Annotated in this window: 15 protein-coding genes, 1 tRNA gene and 1 pseudogene; 6 read left to right on the top strand and 11 right to left on the bottom strand. The window is 53.2% G+C overall.

Annotated features, from left to right (window positions below):
- Positions 1-53 precede the first annotated feature (53 nt).
- The 4 genes from AC6I9Z_RS02155 to AC6I9Z_RS02170 all read right to left on the bottom strand — a co-directional run bounded on the left by AC6I9Z_RS02155 (position 54) and on the right by AC6I9Z_RS02170 (position 5,174).
- Entirely contained in the window at positions 54-1,382 is a 1,329-nt protein-coding gene (locus AC6I9Z_RS02155) for a hypothetical protein (protein ID WP_461457437.1), read from the bottom strand.
- Positions 1,382-2,629, bottom strand: a complete 1,248-nt coding sequence (gene nhaA, locus AC6I9Z_RS02160) for a Na+/H+ antiporter NhaA (protein ID WP_461457436.1) — start codon at positions 2,627-2,629, stop codon at positions 1,382-1,384. Before nhaA ends, AC6I9Z_RS02155 begins: the two co-directional genes overlap by 1 nt.
- Positions 2,630-2,740: 111 nt before the next feature.
- The gene (locus tag AC6I9Z_RS02165; protein ID WP_461457434.1) at positions 2,741-4,357 is read right to left on the bottom strand and encodes an HsdM family class I SAM-dependent methyltransferase; all 1,617 of its coding nucleotides are present in this window, start codon (positions 4,355-4,357) and stop codon (positions 2,741-2,743) included.
- 145 nt (positions 4,358-4,502) lie between these two features.
- Entirely contained in the window at positions 4,503-5,174 is a 672-nt protein-coding gene (locus tag AC6I9Z_RS02170) for a TetR/AcrR family transcriptional regulator (RefSeq protein WP_461457432.1), read from the bottom strand.
- A 384-nt stretch (positions 5,175-5,558) separates the two neighbouring features.
- Here AC6I9Z_RS02170 and AC6I9Z_RS02175 point away from each other — a divergent pair, with 384 nt between their 5' ends.
- Entirely contained in the window at positions 5,559-6,362 is an 804-nt protein-coding gene (locus AC6I9Z_RS02175; protein WP_461457430.1) for a LytR/AlgR family response regulator transcription factor, read from the top strand.
- A gap of 190 nt (positions 6,363-6,552) precedes the next feature.
- Positions 6,553-9,417, top strand: coding sequence for a TonB-dependent receptor plug domain-containing protein (locus AC6I9Z_RS02180; RefSeq protein ID WP_461457428.1), 2,865 nt, complete (start codon positions 6,553-6,555; stop codon positions 9,415-9,417).
- Between the two features lie 83 nt (positions 9,418-9,500).
- On the opposite strand, the gene AC6I9Z_RS02185 is transcribed toward AC6I9Z_RS02180, so the two are convergent.
- Complete coding sequence (locus tag AC6I9Z_RS02185) at positions 9,501-10,277, bottom strand: glucose 1-dehydrogenase (protein WP_461457426.1); 777 nt, start codon at positions 10,275-10,277, stop codon at positions 9,501-9,503.
- Positions 10,278-10,527: 250 nt separating this feature from the next.
- Positions 10,528-10,613: transfer RNA gene (locus tag AC6I9Z_RS02190), tRNA-Tyr, on the bottom strand.
- Between the two features lie 147 nt (positions 10,614-10,760).
- On the opposite strand from AC6I9Z_RS02190, the gene rlmB reads away from it, so the two are divergent.
- On the top strand, positions 10,761-11,513 hold the full coding sequence (rlmB, locus tag AC6I9Z_RS02195) for a 23S rRNA (guanosine(2251)-2'-O)-methyltransferase RlmB (protein WP_461457425.1): 753 nt from the start codon (positions 10,761-10,763) through the stop codon (positions 11,511-11,513).
- A complete protein-coding gene (locus AC6I9Z_RS02200; protein WP_461457423.1) occupies positions 11,514-12,443 on the top strand; it encodes a hypothetical protein in 930 nt (309 codons plus the stop codon). It begins immediately after the preceding gene.
- 69 nt (positions 12,444-12,512) lie between these two features.
- On the opposite strand, the gene AC6I9Z_RS02205 is transcribed toward AC6I9Z_RS02200, so the two are convergent.
- Positions 12,513-12,830 (bottom strand): 2Fe-2S iron-sulfur cluster-binding protein, encoded by a 318-nt coding sequence (locus AC6I9Z_RS02205; protein ID WP_461457421.1) that lies wholly within the window; start codon positions 12,828-12,830, stop codon positions 12,513-12,515.
- 103 nt (positions 12,831-12,933) lie between these two features.
- Here AC6I9Z_RS02205 and AC6I9Z_RS02210 point away from each other — a divergent pair, with 103 nt between their 5' ends.
- On the top strand, positions 12,934-13,551 hold the full coding sequence (locus tag AC6I9Z_RS02210) for a DNA-3-methyladenine glycosylase family protein (RefSeq protein ID WP_461457419.1): 618 nt from the start codon (positions 12,934-12,936) through the stop codon (positions 13,549-13,551).
- A gap of 18 nt (positions 13,552-13,569) precedes the next feature.
- Here the strand turns inward: AC6I9Z_RS02210 and AC6I9Z_RS02215 are convergent, their stop codons facing one another.
- Genes AC6I9Z_RS02215 through AC6I9Z_RS02225 form a run of 3 tightly spaced genes read right to left on the bottom strand, consistent with a single transcriptional unit; the run spans position 13,570 to position 16,442 of the window.
- Positions 13,570-14,097: a hypothetical protein gene (locus AC6I9Z_RS02215; protein WP_461457417.1), complete on the bottom strand. Its 528-nt coding sequence runs from the start codon at positions 14,095-14,097 to the stop codon at positions 13,570-13,572.
- Positions 14,098-15,645 (bottom strand): ABC transporter permease/substrate-binding protein, encoded by a 1,548-nt coding sequence (locus AC6I9Z_RS02220; protein WP_461457415.1) that lies wholly within the window; start codon positions 15,643-15,645, stop codon positions 14,098-14,100. It abuts the gene before it with no gap.
- Complete coding sequence (locus AC6I9Z_RS02225; RefSeq protein ID WP_461457413.1) at positions 15,642-16,442, bottom strand: ATP-binding cassette domain-containing protein; 801 nt, start codon at positions 16,440-16,442, stop codon at positions 15,642-15,644. The genes AC6I9Z_RS02220 and AC6I9Z_RS02225 overlap by 4 nt, the downstream gene beginning before the upstream one ends.
- Before the next feature lie 118 nt (positions 16,443-16,560).
- Between AC6I9Z_RS02225 and AC6I9Z_RS02230 the strand changes: the two genes are divergently transcribed.
- Positions 16,561-17,394: an SDR family oxidoreductase gene (locus tag AC6I9Z_RS02230; protein WP_461457411.1), complete on the top strand. Its 834-nt coding sequence runs from the start codon at positions 16,561-16,563 to the stop codon at positions 17,392-17,394.
- Here the strand turns inward: AC6I9Z_RS02230 and AC6I9Z_RS02235 are convergent.
- Positions 17,391-17,690, bottom strand: a pseudogene (locus AC6I9Z_RS02235) (4a-hydroxytetrahydrobiopterin dehydratase); the annotation flags it as partial. The gene AC6I9Z_RS02230 and the pseudogene AC6I9Z_RS02235 overlap by 4 nt on opposite strands.
- Positions 17,691-17,751 lie beyond the last annotated feature (61 nt).

Below are 17,751 nucleotides of genomic sequence, written 5' to 3' on the forward strand. Positions count from 1 at the left end.
TCTTGATCAAGCACCCGACCTGTCTCGCGACGGGTCGGGCGTTTCGTTGTGTTTCAATCCACCAAATCATCTGGCAACATCGGCTCGCTGAGCAGTTTTTCCATAGCCTTCCAGCGCCACACCGGAGCATCACCCTGCTTTTCGACCCAGGCCTTAACCATATCCTGGCCAAGGCCATAGTTGATCACATAGCTGCGATACTGATCATTAAATGACAGGGATTGTTCAGCCCGTTCGCGGCTAACCAATTGGTATTTCTGGATCAGGGCCAGCGCCTCATCGCGGGTAACAGTCTTGTCGAGATAGGCCTGCGCAATGACAAAACGTGCGCCTTTCAGTTCGCTCAACGCCTGTTGCAGCTTGAAATAGTCTGCGGCAGTTGATGGATCCAACCCTGCCAGTGGATATAAAACATCACGTTCGAAGGTTAGTCGCTCTTCCCCAGGAAACGCCAGATCAATGCCATAATTGGCGGAACCCTCGGCAATGAGCGATTGCGGCGAGTAGAGTGGGTAGACGGAAAATTCCTGCCAGCCAAGCTCACGCGTCAGCCGTTGTTCGAGCAGCATGTTGTAGACATGATGGCCGGGATAACCTTCGTGACAGCCCAGATCGACGGCACGGCTGATCCGGATCGGCAGGTCCGTGTTGATCTGGATCAGGCTTTGAAAATCACCCTGATAATAGTTGTAACCGCTCCAGCTTTTGCCGGTCACAAATTCCATCTTGAAATTTTCATCGGCCGGTAACGCGATATGCGCCGCCGTCCGGCGCTTGCATTCCGCAATCGCGGTATCAAAAACCGGCTTCAGGCGGTCGGTTGGAATAGTGAACCGCGCCTGATAAGCTTCGACCCGCTCATGCAAGGGTCCATCCCCGGGGACCAGCGCTTCGATCTTCGCCAAAGCCGTGTCATAACTGCTTAGTGGCTGAAATTTTGGTGTAACTCCGAACAGGCCTTTAGCCTCTTTGGCAAAGGGGAAAACCTCACCCTGCATCATCGCGTGCCGGGTCAGAGCTGCTTCCAGTTGCGCCGACAAGAAGCGTTTACGCGCTTCCACCAGAGCATCGTCGCTGGCGGGCAATGCATCAAGCCGCAGCATCAGGTCAACTATACCGTTGCCCAACTCCCGCATATCACGAGGCTTGGCTTTGGCTGCTGCTGCCCAATCCGCCGGACCATAATAAGCATCGACATAACCTGCTTCCTGCTCTCCCAATTCCAATGTGAGCTGCACATAGTCGCTTGCGATACTGTCCAGGGCAGTGCTGCGTGCAACCTTCTCCGTCGCCACGTCGGCGGGTGAGACAGTATTTTGCGGCGCTGCGCAGCTGCACAGCAACAGCATCAAGGCAAGGCCGCTCTTGCCTCGAAATGCCATTATGCCGCTTTGGCCGGTTCAGCCGCCAGCTCGTCTTCATCGGCTGTCGGTTGCGGCGCAAAGCGCAGGATACAAAAGCCGACAACCGCAGATAGGAACGAGCCCATCAATACACCAATCTTGGCTTCTTCAATCAACAGCGCCTCGCCCGGGAAGGCAAGCGCACCTATGAAAAGGCTCATCGTGAAACCAATACCGCAGAGCATGGAAACGCCATAGACCTGCAGCCATGTCGCCCCGCCAAGGCGCTGCGCAAAACCTGTTTTTACCGCAATCCAGACACTGGCAAAAATACCGACCTGCTTGCCCAGGAACAAACCAGCGGCAATGCCCAACGGCAATGGCGCAAATATCTGCTCCACGCCCAAGCCTTCGAGTGATACACCGGCATTGGCAAAACCGAATATTGGCACGATCAGAAACGCGCTCCAAGGCGCGATTCCATGCTCCAGTCTGTGTAGTGGGGAGTCTTCTGCATCGGGCGAACCCGGCGTCACGACAATTGGTATCGCCATCGCCGCCAGCACGCCAGCAATGGTCGCATGTACGCCGGACAGCAAAACAGCAAACCAGAGCAATAGAGCGAAAAACAAATAGGCAATCAGTGATTTTACACCGGCCTTGTTCATCGTATACATGATACCCAATATCACTGCCGAAGCGAGCAAGGCTGCGCCGTTGATTTCCGCCGTATAGACCAGAGCGATAATGGCGACGGCACCCATATCATCAACAATTGCAACAGTGACCAGGAACAGCTTGAGCGACGTCGGCGCCCGAGGTCCAAGCAGTGCCAGCACGCCAATAGCAAAGGCAATATCTGTTGCCGCCGGTATCGCCCAGCCATTATAGAGTTCCGGCATGTCGCGAACGATGGCGAGATAAATCAAAGCCGGAACCACCATACCGGCCGCAGCCGCGAGCACCGGCAGGCGCCGTCGCTCCCAGGTGTTCAGCCTGCCATCGACAAATTCACGTTTGATTTCAAGGCCAACCAGCAGGAAGAATATCGCCATCAATCCGTCATTAATCCACAAATGCGGCGTCATCGGCCCGAGTTTTTTGGATAGCACTGGTCCCTTCAACTCATGCAGGAAATGATGGTACATGTCATAGAGCGGACTGTTTGCGACGATCATCGCCAGCGCTGCTGCAACCATCAGCAATATGCCGCCCGCTGCTTCGCTTTCCAAAAAATTACGCAGCGCAGAGTCAGTTCCCGTTCGCGCTTGTTTCTCAGAGGACATAAAGGGCCTTTTGTTGATCTATATCTTGCGTAAACCCATGCGCAGACGCGCCTGCAAAATCAAGGGGAAGTGTTGGTTCAACCTTTTTTTGGTGTGCCACGGCTTTGATATCTATTCCCTATTGCGGATCGATAGATTGTCGAAATGCTGCAATAATATAGCGGCGAGATGATCCAACCTGGCCTCTTCACGCTTGTTTCCGTCTGAGGTATCGCCTTCCAGCCAATCCGACAACCGTTCGGCAATCTCTGGGGATACCAACCGAATGTCGGGGACTTCAATGTCCAATATGTCTCGCGGCTCCAGCTTCATAAGGCCGCTCGCAAAGCGCCGGACATGGTCGGCAATCCTGTGCTGCATCATATCGCTGTTCAGTAGCGCCGCCAAAGCGCGAATCTGTCGGACTGTCAGGCCTTTGGGATAGACGCCGTGGAAACAGGTCAGCGTCTTTACACTCGCAGCATTGTGAACGAAGCGCATTCGACCACGCCCAAAAGTACTTGCCCAAATTGGCGCAGCTTCACGCGTTTCGGCTGCATACCAAATTTTCTTGGTTCGCGGCCCGTGCTTTAGCGGGATGCCTTCGCACTCACCGCGCCGGATGTAGTCCGCTTCAGCAGGTGTCAGATCGCCCTTTGGATTGAACAAAAAGCACGCTTGCCCTGCTTCCGCCAGCTCATCGAAATCCGTACCGTTAAAACAGATATCTGCGACCTGCGCAGTCTTCCCAATACAGCGATCCATTCGTCCCGTTTCAAGCCCGTACCGCTCTGCTTCATCCCGGCTCAGCAGGAAGAAGCTATTCGCCCCCGTCGCAATGCCGCGCTTGGTCGTCACCAGATCACCAAGCTTTACACTGCCTTCTGCACGGGGTGCGACCGACCGGGAAATCAGTGCGTCCCATTTTTTGCGTGATCGCAGCACGTTGGTCGGCAAGCGCTGGTGCACCACGTCAGGGTCATGCTCCAACTCCGTCAACGACGTCACGACTTTTCCAACCGGTACATAATGGCTTTGTAACAGTTCAGGAACGCTATTGTCTTTCTCGATCAACAATATCGAGGCGGTTGCCATATTGTCCGCAAATGCATGCCCCGCGCAATCGATGGTCACCAACTCGCGGAGCAGCCCATTATTCAGTAGGTAGGCTTTTAGCGGTTGCCCGTAATTGGCTGACATCCATTCCGCTGGAATGATAATCGCAGCGCGACCGCCTTCGTTCAACTGTTCGCAAATCTTGACCACGAAATAGACATAGAGATTGGATTGTCGGCTGAACTTTTGCCCCGACAATTGATCAATATGTTCAGCTATCTGAGGATCAAGATCATATTCGCGGTGGATGATGTAAGGCGGATTGGCAATAATCGCATCAAATCGTTCGCCCTGGTCGCTCGCCAGGAAATCCTGGTGACATAGCGCAGCACCCTGCAACCTCTTTTGCGCCAGCTCGAGTGCCAGCGGATCAATATCATAACCGGTAAACGCACACCCGACCGATCGCCGCTGACACGCATTGATCAGCACACCGGTACCGACCGCCGGATCGAGCACCGTGCGGGGCGAAGCAGTTTGGATCCAGTCGACCATAATGTTCGCATAGGATGCAGGCGTAAAAAACTGACCCCGCTGTTTTCGCTGCCTCCGGCTGGTCGCTTCAATGAACTGGCCTTCCGGTGACAACTGGAGGTCCGCTTCTTGTTCACATAAAGATGTCAGGCCAACCATCCCACAAGGGATAAATGACCGGCAGCGAATGTCGAGCTATTTGATAAACGCGCCGCGATCGATTTCGATAGCGGCGCGTCAGATTAATCAGCCCTTCGGGCAAAGGTCATTCAGCACCTGCCGGAAGCAGGAACCTCTATCCCATCTAACTTGCCGGCTCACTATTCTTCAAAGGCAACCGCTTCACGAAAATATCCGCAATTTCCTTCGGCGTGAACACCGGCGGCTGTTTCAAATTGGATTCAGCATTGCCGTCGTCGCCGACACAGGCGTTCACGGCCAACAACAACGATTCCGCCAAAGGCGCGGGATCAGTCTGTTCAATATCACCCTTGAGCATCAGGTTGAGCAGAAAATGTTCAATCTTGAGACGCAAAGGATCATCAATGCGATGCGTATATTGCTCTTCTATCCATTGAAAAGAGAGCCGGTCACGCGCACGCGATGCCCTGAGCTCCAAGCTTTCCGGAGATAGAAGGATTGCGATACCGAGCTCACAAAACCGGTGCAGCATCTGTTCAACCGGTTGATCGGGATCGAACTGAATTTCTGCCAATGCGAGATCAATTTTCTCGAAAAGCTCCAGTCGGGAAGCGCAATATAATTCTTCACGATTGGCAAACTGATTATAGACGGTGCGCCGAGAAACACCTGCCTCTTCCGCAACTACCTCCATCGCAAATTCACTAAAGCTCTGGTCACATAGCTTCCGCCGTGCTGCATCCAAAATCAGGCGGCGAGATGACGCGGGCCGCCAAGCGGATCCTTCTGCATTGGCATCTGTCTTCTCATTCGTAGACTTTACTCTGACTACCATTTTACGCTCCTGTATCATTATCGGCCGGGGGGTCGACCTTTCAAATGCACGTCGGGGTTTACGTAAAATGATGTAAAATATCTCGACTTATTCTGCGAACAGATGTCGAGAACCGACAAAAAGGCGCAGGAACAACCAACGACATCCTCAGGCAAATGAACGACCCGCAGCAGCAATTTCGTTCGCTCTCCGTCTGACCGTCACGGGAGTTTGAACCATTATTCCGGTGACCGTCATAGGTAAACGGCATATCGAATCTCGACCATGGCCACACTGCAAATCTATATGTCAGGACGGTAAGGCTCTCTTTGTTCAGCCAGTTTTCATATCAGCCATCCTAATATTCACCTCCCTGCGGATCGAACCCCTCTTGAGGTTCAGACAATGACCCCGATCACCGTGCTGATTAGCGATGACGAGCCTTTGGCCGTCTCCCGTCTGGTAGAGCTTTTGAACCGGATGGAGGGTGTATCAGTCGTCGGCCAGGCTTTCGATGGCAAGGAAACACTGGAACTAGTCGAAAAACTCGGTCCAAAGCTCATATTGCTCGATATTGAAATGCCGGGTTTAGACGGTTTTGATGTCATAGAACATCTCTCATCTTCACTTCGTGACAAGGCAAGTACAGCACCGCTGGTAATTTTTGTAACGGCCTACCCGCAATTTGCGATCCGTGCCTTTGAAACCGGCGCACTGGATTTTATCCCGAAACCGGTACGTTATGCCCGTCTGGTAGACGCAATTGACCGCGCGCGCATAGCCTGTGCGGACCGAGAAGCTGGCCAGCGGTTAGCGCTACTCGGCAAAACGCTCGACCAATTAAGGAAGGAACGATCCAGAGCGGTGGATGAAAACCACTATCTTTGGGTTCCCCGACAAGGCGAAATGGTGCGGGTGGATTACGATGATATCAACTGGGTGAAAGCTGAAGGGGAATATGTCCACCTATACACAGATGGGAAATCCTATCTTTATCGCCGAATGATCGGTGATTTTGTCGATCGCAATGGCGCGATGGGCTTCTTGCGTGTGCACCGATCTGCAGCCGTGAATATAACCAGAATCGTAGCAATAAAGCGGAGCAGCAATGGCGGCCGCATGCTCCGACTAATCAACGGTGATGAAATCCCGGTTGGTAGAAAATATGCAAAGAATGTCATGGCCATCATTTCATCCGAAATCGAATGAATCTTCGTTTCTAACCAATGTTGCAGAACAAATTACGTTATAAAAAAATCTAATCTTCACAATAGTGTAGACCTACCGTTGCACTTAAACTTCATTGAATTGGGAATATTCGAAATACTGTCATATTTGATTGCTGAACTGCTCTTTCTATTTATTTGGTTGCCCCTGTATTTAACCAAGGGAGCCAGCAATGCGGCCGAATTTCAGAACGCAAACCATAAAAAAATGCCTAACTTCAGTAGCCATAGTCGCTGTTGCGGTCTCGGCAACAACAGCCAACGCGCAAGATCAGGAAGGCGCAGAGACCGATGACGCTGCGGATGTGATTGTCGTTACAGGGTCGAGAATCACCAATCCCAATCTGGAACTTTCTAGTCCGGTTACCGTGTTGGGTCGCGATCAAATTGACCTTGCCCCTTCGTTGACAGCCGAAGAGTTGATCAGAGATTTGCCCGGAGTAGTTGCGGGCATTGGTTCGTCTGTCAATAACGGCAATGATGGTTCGTCCGAGGTTAACTTGCGCGGACTTGGAAGCAACCGCAACCTTGTCCTCATTGACAATAGTCGTGTGGTACCGGCCGGATTAACAGGGGTTACCGATACCAATGTCATCCCATTGGCGTTGATAGAACGGGTCGATATTGTGACCGGGGGAGCCGGCACCGTCTATGGCGCGGATGCCATATCGGGCGTGGTCAATTTCGTGTTGAAACAGGATTTTGAAGGCGCTGAAATCTCAGCCAGCTATGGGCTCACAGAAAGCAGTGATGCCGGCGTATTCCGGACTGATCTGACCATCGGCGGCAATTTTGCAGACGATCGCGGCAATGCGGTGCTGAACATCGGATATCACAGTTCCGATCCCCTCTTCCAGGCGGATCGCAGCTTCGGTGTGGACTCGATCAGTTCGGTCTCTGGCAATCCTTTCGGATCCGGAACATCGGTACCGACCGCCATTAACGGGATGCAATATGATCCAAATACCGACTCTTTGGTCGCCCCGTTTAACACGTTTAACTTTAATCCGTTCAATCTCTATCAAACGCCGCTGGAACGGATCAACATATTCGGTGCTGCGCATTATGAAGTGGCCGACGGCATAGAAGTTTACGGCAAGGGACTTTTTTCCAACAACAAGGTTGATATTCGGGCAGCGCCATCTGGGCTGTTTGGCACCACCTATAATCTCCCGCTTAGCAATCCGTTCCTGACCGACAACCTCCGCAACCAGATATGTGCGCAGCAGGGCGTAGGAATCTCTCAGGCAGAATGCGACGCAGCAGCTGGCGTTACCGATCCCAGCGATCCTGCTTTTCGCGCTCCGGCGGTGACAATTAACCGTCGGCTGGTTGAACAGGGCAATCGCGAAGAAACCATCGAATCCAATGTATTTCAGATCGAAGCCGGTGTTCGCGGCACTATTGTCGATAATATCGAATGGGATGTCCATGCCACACATGGCCAGTCCGAACGTGTCCGCAGTCAGAGGAACAATGGCTTGCGATCCCGTGTTCAGCAGGCGCTTTTCGCCATTGATGCGGATAACTGTGTAGATTCATCCAATGGCTGCGTTCCGCTCAATCTATTCGGTCCAACTGGCCAGGATATCTCCCCGGATTTCGCCGCCTTCTCGGCGCCGCCGGTATCTTTGACGACAAAGACCGAGTTGACCGTAGTTACCGGGTCAGTTTCCGGTGACGCCGGCTTTGCCTTACCCTGGGCCGGTACGCCTCTCAATTTTGCCCTTGGCGTCGAATATCGGGAGAATATCGCATCAATTAATCCCGATATTGCAACTGGCACGGTCGATGAAGTACTCGGCAATGGTGAGGCCTTTTTGGCCCAATCCGGTCGCTATAGTGTGAAGGAAGTCTTTGGTGAAATCGTTGCACCTATTGTCGAAGATCGTCCGTTTTTCAAAAGCCTGACGCTTGAGCTTGGCGGTCGCTATTCTGATTACTCCAACACAGGCGGCAATTTCACCTGGAAAGCCGGTGGCAGCTGGGAACCAGTCGATGGCCTGAAGCTGCGTGGTATCTATCAGCGCGCAGTTCGGTCTCCCAATATCGAAGAGCTTTTTGAGCCTCCGGTTACAGGATTGGACAATCTCGCCGTCGACCCGTGTGCCGGCGCCAATCCTGTTGGTAATGCAGAACTCACAGCAATATGTATTGCTCAGGGTGCGCCTGCCGGCGCCATCGGTTCCATTCCGGTCCCATCCGCAGGTCAAATCAACTTTACCGGCGGTGGCAACCCTGATCTGGATGTTGAAAAAGCCACGACCATTACCTTTGGTGCGATTATCCAGCCGGCTGTTATTCCCGGCTTGACCATATCGGTCGACTATTATGATATCGAGATCAAAGACGCCATTTCACGGACAACGGTTGGAGACGTCATTCAACCCTGTTTCAATCCGCCCAACGCTGCCGATCCTGCTTGTGCGCTGGTTATCCGCAATCCCTTGAACGGCAGTCTGAATGGCGGTGCAAGTGATACGCCCGGCGTTCTGCTTGATCTGTCTAATCTTGGGCGACTGGAAACATCAGGAATTGATTTCAACATCAATTATAGCCGAGATCTCGACTTTGCCACTCTGGGACTGCAGGTGAACGGCAACTATACGTTTGACAGAAAGTTCCAGGCCACACCAACTAGCGTAAACCGTGAATGTGTGGGCTTTTACAGCGTCAATTGCGAGAGCATCCAGCCCGAATTCCAGGCGAACAGCCGGATTTCGCTGTCACGCGAGGAAGGATCCATTTCCCTGGGTTGGAAATATATTTCGAGTCAGGAAGTCGAGCCTTCATTGCAGGGTAGCTTTCTTCCAGAATTCGAAAGCATCGGCTCCTATAATATTTTCGATCTGGTGCTGCAAACGACGCTCATGGATACGCTGGATCTGACGTTCGTGGTCGACAATCTGTTTGACAAGAAACCACCGCTGGTTGGGAATACCATTGGCGCGACCGAGTTTAACAACGGCAACACATATCCATCTACATATGATGCCCTAGGACGTCGCTATACCATTGGTGCGAAGCTCACTTTCTAACTGCTCTCATAAATCAAACAAAAAAGGCGGCCATGAAAAGTGGCCGCCTTTTTTTGCGCAATGGTTATCGTAATGAACGTCATCTAGGGCCGTGAAATCATCCCTCCATCAAGCGCGATCGTCTGGCCAATCAACCAGGATGATGCCCTTGAACACAGATAAAGAGCGGTACCGGCAATATCCTCGGGTGCACCCATGCGTCCGCGCGGAATCTGCGAAATGGCCATCTTGGTCATTCCATCATTTTCAACAATCTGCTTGGTCATGTTGCTCGGGAAAAATCCGGGTGCAATGGCATTTACATTGATATGATAAGACGCAAGGTCAGTGGCCAGATGCTCGGTCAAATGAATGACCCCCGATTTACTCGCGGAATAGGCGTAGGTCGGCATGCCGGAATTTCTTATGCCGTTAATCGACGCAATATTTATGACCCTTGCCGGATCATCTGCATTGCCGGATGACTTTAGCAGCGGCAGGAATTTCTGGGTCGCAAAGAATATCGCCTTGATGTTGATATCCATGACCTTGTCCCATCCCTTTTCGGGGAAATCCTCAATTGGCGCAGCCCAATTGGCACCGGCATTGTTGATCAGGATATCAACCTTGCTTTCCCGTTCGCTTACCGCCGCAACAAAGGCCTCTATGCCTTCGACATTGGACAGATCGGCAGGAATGGCGATACATTCACCCAGCTCGGAAAGCTCTTCCGCCATGGCCATCAACCGCTCTTCCTTGCGCGCGGTAATATAGACTTTCGCGCCGTTCTCCACCAAGCCGCGCGCCATCATGGCGCCGATACCGCTCGATCCACCAGAAACAACGGCAACTTTCCCGCTTACGTCAAATAGGTTCTTCATGTCTGTTTCCCTGTCCTGATTTTGATGGGAGCACCCTTTCCACAGCCCGGAGCGCTTGTCACGCGTGATGAGCGATTGGTTTGGATAAATATCAGAAGATTCAGGGACTGCCGCTCGGGCAACACCCAGCCCATACGCCCTCCTACGCCAAGGCTTCGGCGGACAGCCTTCGTTGCCAAAATCAAAAATCGGTAACAATCGAAAGCTAGAAAAATACCGGCCTGCCAGCCGAAGCCCGAAGGGCGAAGGCTGGTGGACAGGATAGGATTCGAACCTATGTACGCTTGCGCGGGCAGATTTACAGTCTGCTGCCTTTAACCACTCGGCCACCTGTCCATTTGGTTGCCTGTCTTGACCGTTTTTCGGCAAGATGCGGCTCAATGACGAAAGCATAGCCCGGTGTCAATGCCTGCCCCTCCAAAATCACATATTTACCATGCAAAAAAAGGATGTGCCATCGCTGCCGAGCCGTTAAAGAACGATATGGCACGCAAAAACAGATCTGTGAAGAAAACCGGCGGTGGTTTGAAATTCTGGGGAAGGCATGCGGTGGAGGCCGCACTTGCCAACCCGCATCGCTTCACAAAGAAAATATCGGGGACCAGGGAAGCCCTGGCAACACTTGACCTTCCACAGGATCTGGCCGTGGTATATAGCGACGTCGCCGATCTGGGCCGGGTCATTCCGCGTGATGCACCGCATCAGGGAATGGTGCTTGATGTGGATCCTCTGCCTGAAATCTGGCTGGGTGACATGCTCGACAAAGCGGCTGAAAAGGGCCGGCCGATATTGGTGCTGGATCAGGTAACCGACCCTCACAATGTCGGCGCGATCCTGCGTTCAGCCGCGGCCTTTGACGCGGCCGCCATTGTGACACAGGATCGCCATGCGCCACCTGAATCAGGGACACTGGCGAAATCAGCCTCTGGCGCACTGGAAATTGTGCCCTGGGTGCGCGTCGTCAATCTGGCGCGGGCGCTGGATGAAATTGCCGAGGCGGGATATTGGCGCATCGGTATGGACGGTGAAGCGAAAGAAACACTGGGCAGTGTCATGGGACAAAGCAAACTGGCATTGGTTATGGGCGCTGAGGGCGAAGGCCTGCGTCAAAATGTCGCGGCTCATTGCGACGCCCTCGCGCGGCTTCCGATGGCACCGCAAATGGAAAGTCTGAACGTATCCAATGCAGCAGCCATCGCTCTTTACGCAGAATATACACGAGACCGGGAGAATTAGATGAAACAGATGTTCAAATTTGTAGCCGCCCTATCGGCCCCCTTGCTGTTATCGGGTTGCTTTTTATTGCCCGGCAAATTCAATGCGAACCTGAAGATCCTTGACGGCGATCGCTATGAGTTTGGCTATACTGGCCAAATTCAAATGACCATGCCCGATGATGGAAAATTGAAGAAACCCGACAATGACCCCTTTGACCCGGCCAAGCTGAAATGCCGCGATCTGGTTTACAAAAGCAATGGGGAAGTAAAGGCCGAGCGTCCTGTTTATGGGGATGACTATGATAGGTATGGAAAAGATGCCGACCCCTCGATTGATGCCAGCGAACTTGCTTATGATGTCGTTGATCGTGACTGCACCGAGGAAGAAATTACCAAAAGAAAGGATCAATATGATCGCGCACAAGCCCGCAAGCTAAAGCGATATGAAGAAGAGACCGCGATGGCAGGCGCATTTTTCGGCGGCCCTATTCCGGGGGATGACGACAGCATGGCTGCCTTTGCCAAGAAATTGAGCAAATATCAGGGCTGGAAAAAGGTCGAGCATGCCGGCGGCAATATCTTCGATGTCGAATATAGCGAATCCGGCCCTATCGGCAATTATTTCAGCTTCCCGGTCTTACCGGATGCACAGATGCAATATCCGTTCTTCCAGCTCATCCGGCGCAGCGATGGCGCGATCGAAATGTTGACCCCCGGCATTGCTGGGCAAGGCAGCTTGTTCAACGTGATGATGATGAAAGAAAGCGGTGGTAAAGCGCCGAAAATTTCTGAAATTGATGGTGTTTTGACCGTCGAAACCAATGGAACGGTCGTCAACAATAACAGCGTTGATGGCTTTACCGAAAATGGTGACCGGAAGGTGATGAGCTGGAACATCGGCAAGAATGCCCAGTCCGAGGACGGGCCGCGCGCGCTGATCAGATTCTGACTAATCTCTATGACGCACAAAAAAGGGGAGCTTCGCGGCTCCCCTTTTTTTGCATGGATTTCGCCCAGCTCAGTCTTCTTCCGCGATTTTCACTTTCAGACCATCGAGATCGTCATTCAGTTCGATCTGGCAGCTCAGGCGGGAAAACTCGTCCCGGTGGTCGCTGCTTTCCAGAAGATCATCTTCGTCTTCGCTCATTGCAGGCAACCTGTCTTTCCAGTCCGCATCGACATGCACATGGCAGGTCGCGCAGGAACAGCAGCCGCCACATAGTGCCAGCAGTTCGTCAAAGCCGTTATCGCGGATCGCTTCCATGACGTTCATACCGCTATCGACGGTAACCGCTTTTTCTTCTCCGGTACGACCGGTGACGTGGATGGTTGGCATATAAACCCCTTAAGCTGTTTTCATTCAAAATCCGGCACGCTATGTCCGCTCGATCAAAAAGAATCAAGAGGCCAAACGGCCTGTAAGCTGAGGCAGAGCCGCAATGGGCCTATCAAAAGAGACGATAAAGACCAGCCTTGATGCGGTCAGCAAGGTCGAGCCGGTTCTGGACAAAGCCATCAAGGCGGCCGGTTATCCAGAACCGCGCATCAACCCCGAGGGTTATCAGACACTACTCAGGACCATTGTTGGCCAACAGGTCAGCGTGGCTTCCGCGGCCTCTGTCTGGAACAAGCTGGAAGCAAAACTGGGCGCGGGCTGTCCGGCAGAAGCGCTGATCGCAACCGACTTTGACGAATTGCGCGCATGCGGCCTGTCGCGTCAGAAACAGGGCTATGCGCGCAGTCTGGCGGAGTTGATTTTGTCCGGCGGATTGGACCTCAACAACTTGCCGGATGACGATGAGGAGGCCATTGCGCGGCTCACCCAGGTCAAGGGCATTGGCCGCTGGTCGGCGGAAATCTATCTGCTGTTTGCATTGGGCCGTCCCGATATCTGGCCTGCTGGCGATCTCGCCATTCAGGCCGGGGTTGGCGACATATTGGGCCATGACACGCGGCCATCAGAACAGGACTTGAGAGAGATTGCGCTGCCCTGGTCGCCGCATCGTGGGTCGGTCGCAATTTTCATCTGGCATCATTACAACACAATGGTGATGTAGCTTTCGAACAGCCGGACGCTATTTCTTCAGCATGGGGTTCAGCGCCATCACTTCTTCCATGAAGGATCGCGGTTTTTTCCAGAATTTGGTTTTCGCATTGAACTGATAACCCAATATCGCAATCGCCTCGCTGGCAAAATGGACGCAATTGCGCTTGTTGAGGCTGTAGCTTTTCTGAGGCTTGTCGCGCCATTTTTTAACCAGCGCCATCAACTCACGATATTTGTTATCGCCAACGGTCACCGTGAAATGCGGATTGCTGTTGGTGATATATTTGGGCTTGGGCGTCTCAACCTTGCCCTTGACCGATCCCCATAAAATTCCGGGCGAGATATTGACCGCGGTGAAGCCAAAGCTGGTATCCACGGTCTCGCCGTTCTGCAGCTTGCCTTTCATCACAAAAAAGGCGTGCGGAAAATTTTTGCCAAAATCATGGGAGTAAAAGGTCACTGCCACTTGTGCATGTGCAGGCATGGCGGTCATGAAGAACGGGATCAGAATGGCCAGAAGACGCAGCCGGAACCTTACAAAAAACTGTCTTGTCACTTACTGATCTTTCCCGTTCCTGATCTGCTCATCCAGCCAGCGCGCCGCCTGTCTGGGGGAGCGCTTGTCGGCTTCACGATCGACCTTATAATTGGCCTCTCGCATATTTTCCACAGTGATCGCGCCGACCAGCGGCTTGATCGCGTTGATGAGCCTTTCATCACCGCTGCGGTCTTCAGAAACCAGTATCATCGCCTCATAGGACGGCACCGCACCTTTCGTGTCTTCGAGCACGACAAATCCATTGGCCGCTATGCGGCCGTCCGAAGAAAAGGCCGAGATCACATCCACTTCCCCGCTCGATAAAGCGGGGTACATGAAGGTCGGATTAAACGAGCGCGATTCTTTAAACCGGATTGGATAGGCGGCCTTGACCATCTCCCATTCCGGGCGTTCGAGAAATTCAAGATCGGTGCCAAATGCAAAGTCGGAAGAAATGCGGGCAAGGTCATCAAGTGTCGTGAGCCGTCTGCTTGCCGCATCGTCAGGACGTACCGCAAAGGCATATGTATTTTCAAACCCCAGAGCACCCAGCATGGTCACGCCATGCTCAGACGCACTCCATTGCGCAATTTCATTCACCATGTCATCGGCAGGCACCGTATCTGTCCGTTTCATCTGGTTGGTCCAGATCGTACCGGAATAGTCGACATAAACATCGATATCTCCCGACGCCACCGCCTGAAACACCACGGCCGAACCGAGACCGTTCTGATAACGGACCTCATAGCCCGCTTCCTCCAGCCGCGAACCGATAAGCCGCGCCAATATGAACTGTTCGGAAAAACCTTTCGCGCCGATCACCACGACGTCGCCACGCGCGGCCAGCATTGGTAACAACGCAATGGCCAGGCCGATACCGATAACCGCCCCGCTGCCCCACACCACAAGCTTCCGGCGATCCCGGATAGCGCGCTCGATCAGGCCAAGCAGCGTATCTACGATAATCGCCAGTCCTGCAGAGGCGAAACAACCGGTAAGCACCAATGTCCAGTTTTGAGTCTGCAGGCCGGCAAAGATCAGATCACCGAGACTGGCCTGCCCCACGGTTGTGGACAATGTCGCGGCTCCGATAGTCCAGACTGCAGCGGTGCGGATACCGGCCATGATCGTCGGCGCTGCGAGCGGTGCTTCCACCAGACGCAGCTTTTGTGCCGCCGTCATACCGAGTCCGTCCGCCGCCTGTTTTGCAGCCGGAGCCACGCCAGTCAGTCCGGTGACCGCGTTGCGCAAAATTGGCAGCAGCGCATAAAGCGTAAGCGCAAGCAAGGCCGGCAAAAAGCCAAGCGCAGATATCTCTCCGCCGAGTAAAGCCGAAAGCCCCAGCAGAACGGGATAGAATAACGCGAGCAAGGCCAATGCCGGAATCGTCTGGACCAGACTGGCAAAACCCAGAATGACCGCAGCCACTTTCGGCGCCCGCGCCGCCCATATGGCCAAGGGTAAACACAAGGCCATGGCGAGCAGCAAAGCGGAGAAACTCAGCTGCACATGGGCCGCCAGCAATTCCGGAACCCGTACAAAGGCCTGTTGCCATGCCTCCGTCATGTCTTTTTCGCTCCGTCCGTATTGCCCAGCGCGATGAGATGCGCCGCCTGCGCACGGGGAATGGCGACCAAGGCTTCGGCTTCATCGCCGACACTGCCCGACAACAGTTCCGCTGGCGTCGCATCTGCCTTGATCTGACCCGCCTCCATCACCAATATCCGGTCGGCAAGATAAAGCGCCTCGGCCATGTCATGGGTGACGATTATCGTTGTCAGGCCCAGCTTCTCATGCAGCGCTTTATATTGACCAGCCAGGCTGTCTCGCGTGACCGGGTCCAGCGCGCCAAAGGGTTCATCCATAAGCATCAAGCCCGGCCGCGTTGCCAGCGCCCGGGCGACACCGACCCTTTGCTGTTGTCCGCCACTCAATTGATGCGGCATCCGGCCAGCCATTTCCTGAGGGAGTTCGACTAATTCAAGCAATTCGGCGACACGTTCTGCTCGTCCATCCTTCTCACCTGCCAGCTCGAGCCCAATCGCGATATTGCGCGAAATCGTCATATGCGGGAAAAGACCAATATTCTGGAAAACATAACCAATCCGGCGGCGCAAAACATGTGGGTCAATGGCCTTCACATTGTCATCCGCGATCAAAACCTCACCCGCGGTGGGGTCGACCAGCCGGTTGATCATTTTCAACAAAGTGGACTTGCCCGATCCGGATAACCCGACCAGCGCAACAAAACTGCCCGCCGCGATCTCCAGCGAAATATCGTCCACGGCCGTAACCGTACCATAATTACGCCTGACATTTTTCAGGCTGATCGCCGGACCGGAGGCAGAAGAGGTTGAAATCATTATAGTCACTATTGGCCAGCTTTACTCAATATGTCCAATCGCTCTTGACCTGATCGCCAAAAACCGCTCGAACAAACATTAATGTCAATAAGACAAAGATGAGAGGGCGAGAACAAAAATGGCATATCAGAGCGGACAGAAATCAATCTTCATCACCGGCGGCGCGTCAGGACTGGGCCGCGAAGTCGCTCGCTATTTCGCGGGCAAGGGATGGTATATCGGTATTGCCGATATCAATGATGCCGGGATGGCTGAAACCGCATCGCTGCTGCCCGAAGGGCAAAGTTCGATCCACAGGCTGGATGTAACAGATCGCGCCAACTGGAAATCTGCCGTTGCCGACTTCGGCGAAATTACCGGCGGAACGATGAATGTTCTGTTCAACAATGCCGGCATCGGAGAAGGCGGCCCGATTCAGGAGATGACCGACGAGGATATCGACCTGATGATCGCGATCAATTTTACCGGTTGCATCAGCGGCACACGAGCCTGTTTTGAAATGCTTAAGAACACGCCCGACAGCTGTGTGCTCTATACGGCTTCGGCTGCCGGTATCTACGGTGTGGCCGACCTCAGCGTCTATAGTGCAACCAAATTTGCCGTACGCGGCCTTGCGGAATCGCACGATCTGGAATTTAACAAATATGGCATCAAGTCCCGTTCATTGATGCCCGGCTTTGTTGACACCAATATCATCTCGGATGTGGTGGAAGGCACCAATCAGACCGGCAAGGAGCGGCTGGAAGAAAGCGGTGTGCTTGTCAGTCCGGTGTCTATTATTGGTCCGGCAGCGTGGGAAGCCGTCCATGGCAAAAAGGTCCATACACCGGTCAATAAAATGGCAAAGCAACTGGCTTTCGCTGCGCGGTGGATGCCAGGCCGGCTGCGCAAACAATCCGTCGAGCTCGCTGATCTTGGCAATGTTCTCGCTGGAGTAGAAGATAAAAGCTAGAGAATATCCTCAATGGTTTTCGCCAGATCAATATCGCGCTGAGACAATCCGCCATTTTCACCGGCATCATGGGTGGTCAATGTGATGTCGACATTATTATAGACATTAAACCACTCGGGATGATGATCCGCTTTCTCGGCGTGAATCGCCACGCGGGTCATAAAGGCATAGGCTTCGGTGAAATCGGCAAATTTGAACTTGCGGCTTATCGCATCACGTTTGCCATCATATTCCCAGCCGGGTAGGCTCGCCAGAGCGGCCTGCCGTTCAGCATCATTCAGTTGAGCAACCATGTTTCGATACTCCTTGCTTGGCTTTGGCGCCGTTTCATGGCTTAAGTCTTCCTCATGAACCGAG

It is taken from the genome of Parasphingorhabdus sp. (assembly GCF_059726685.1).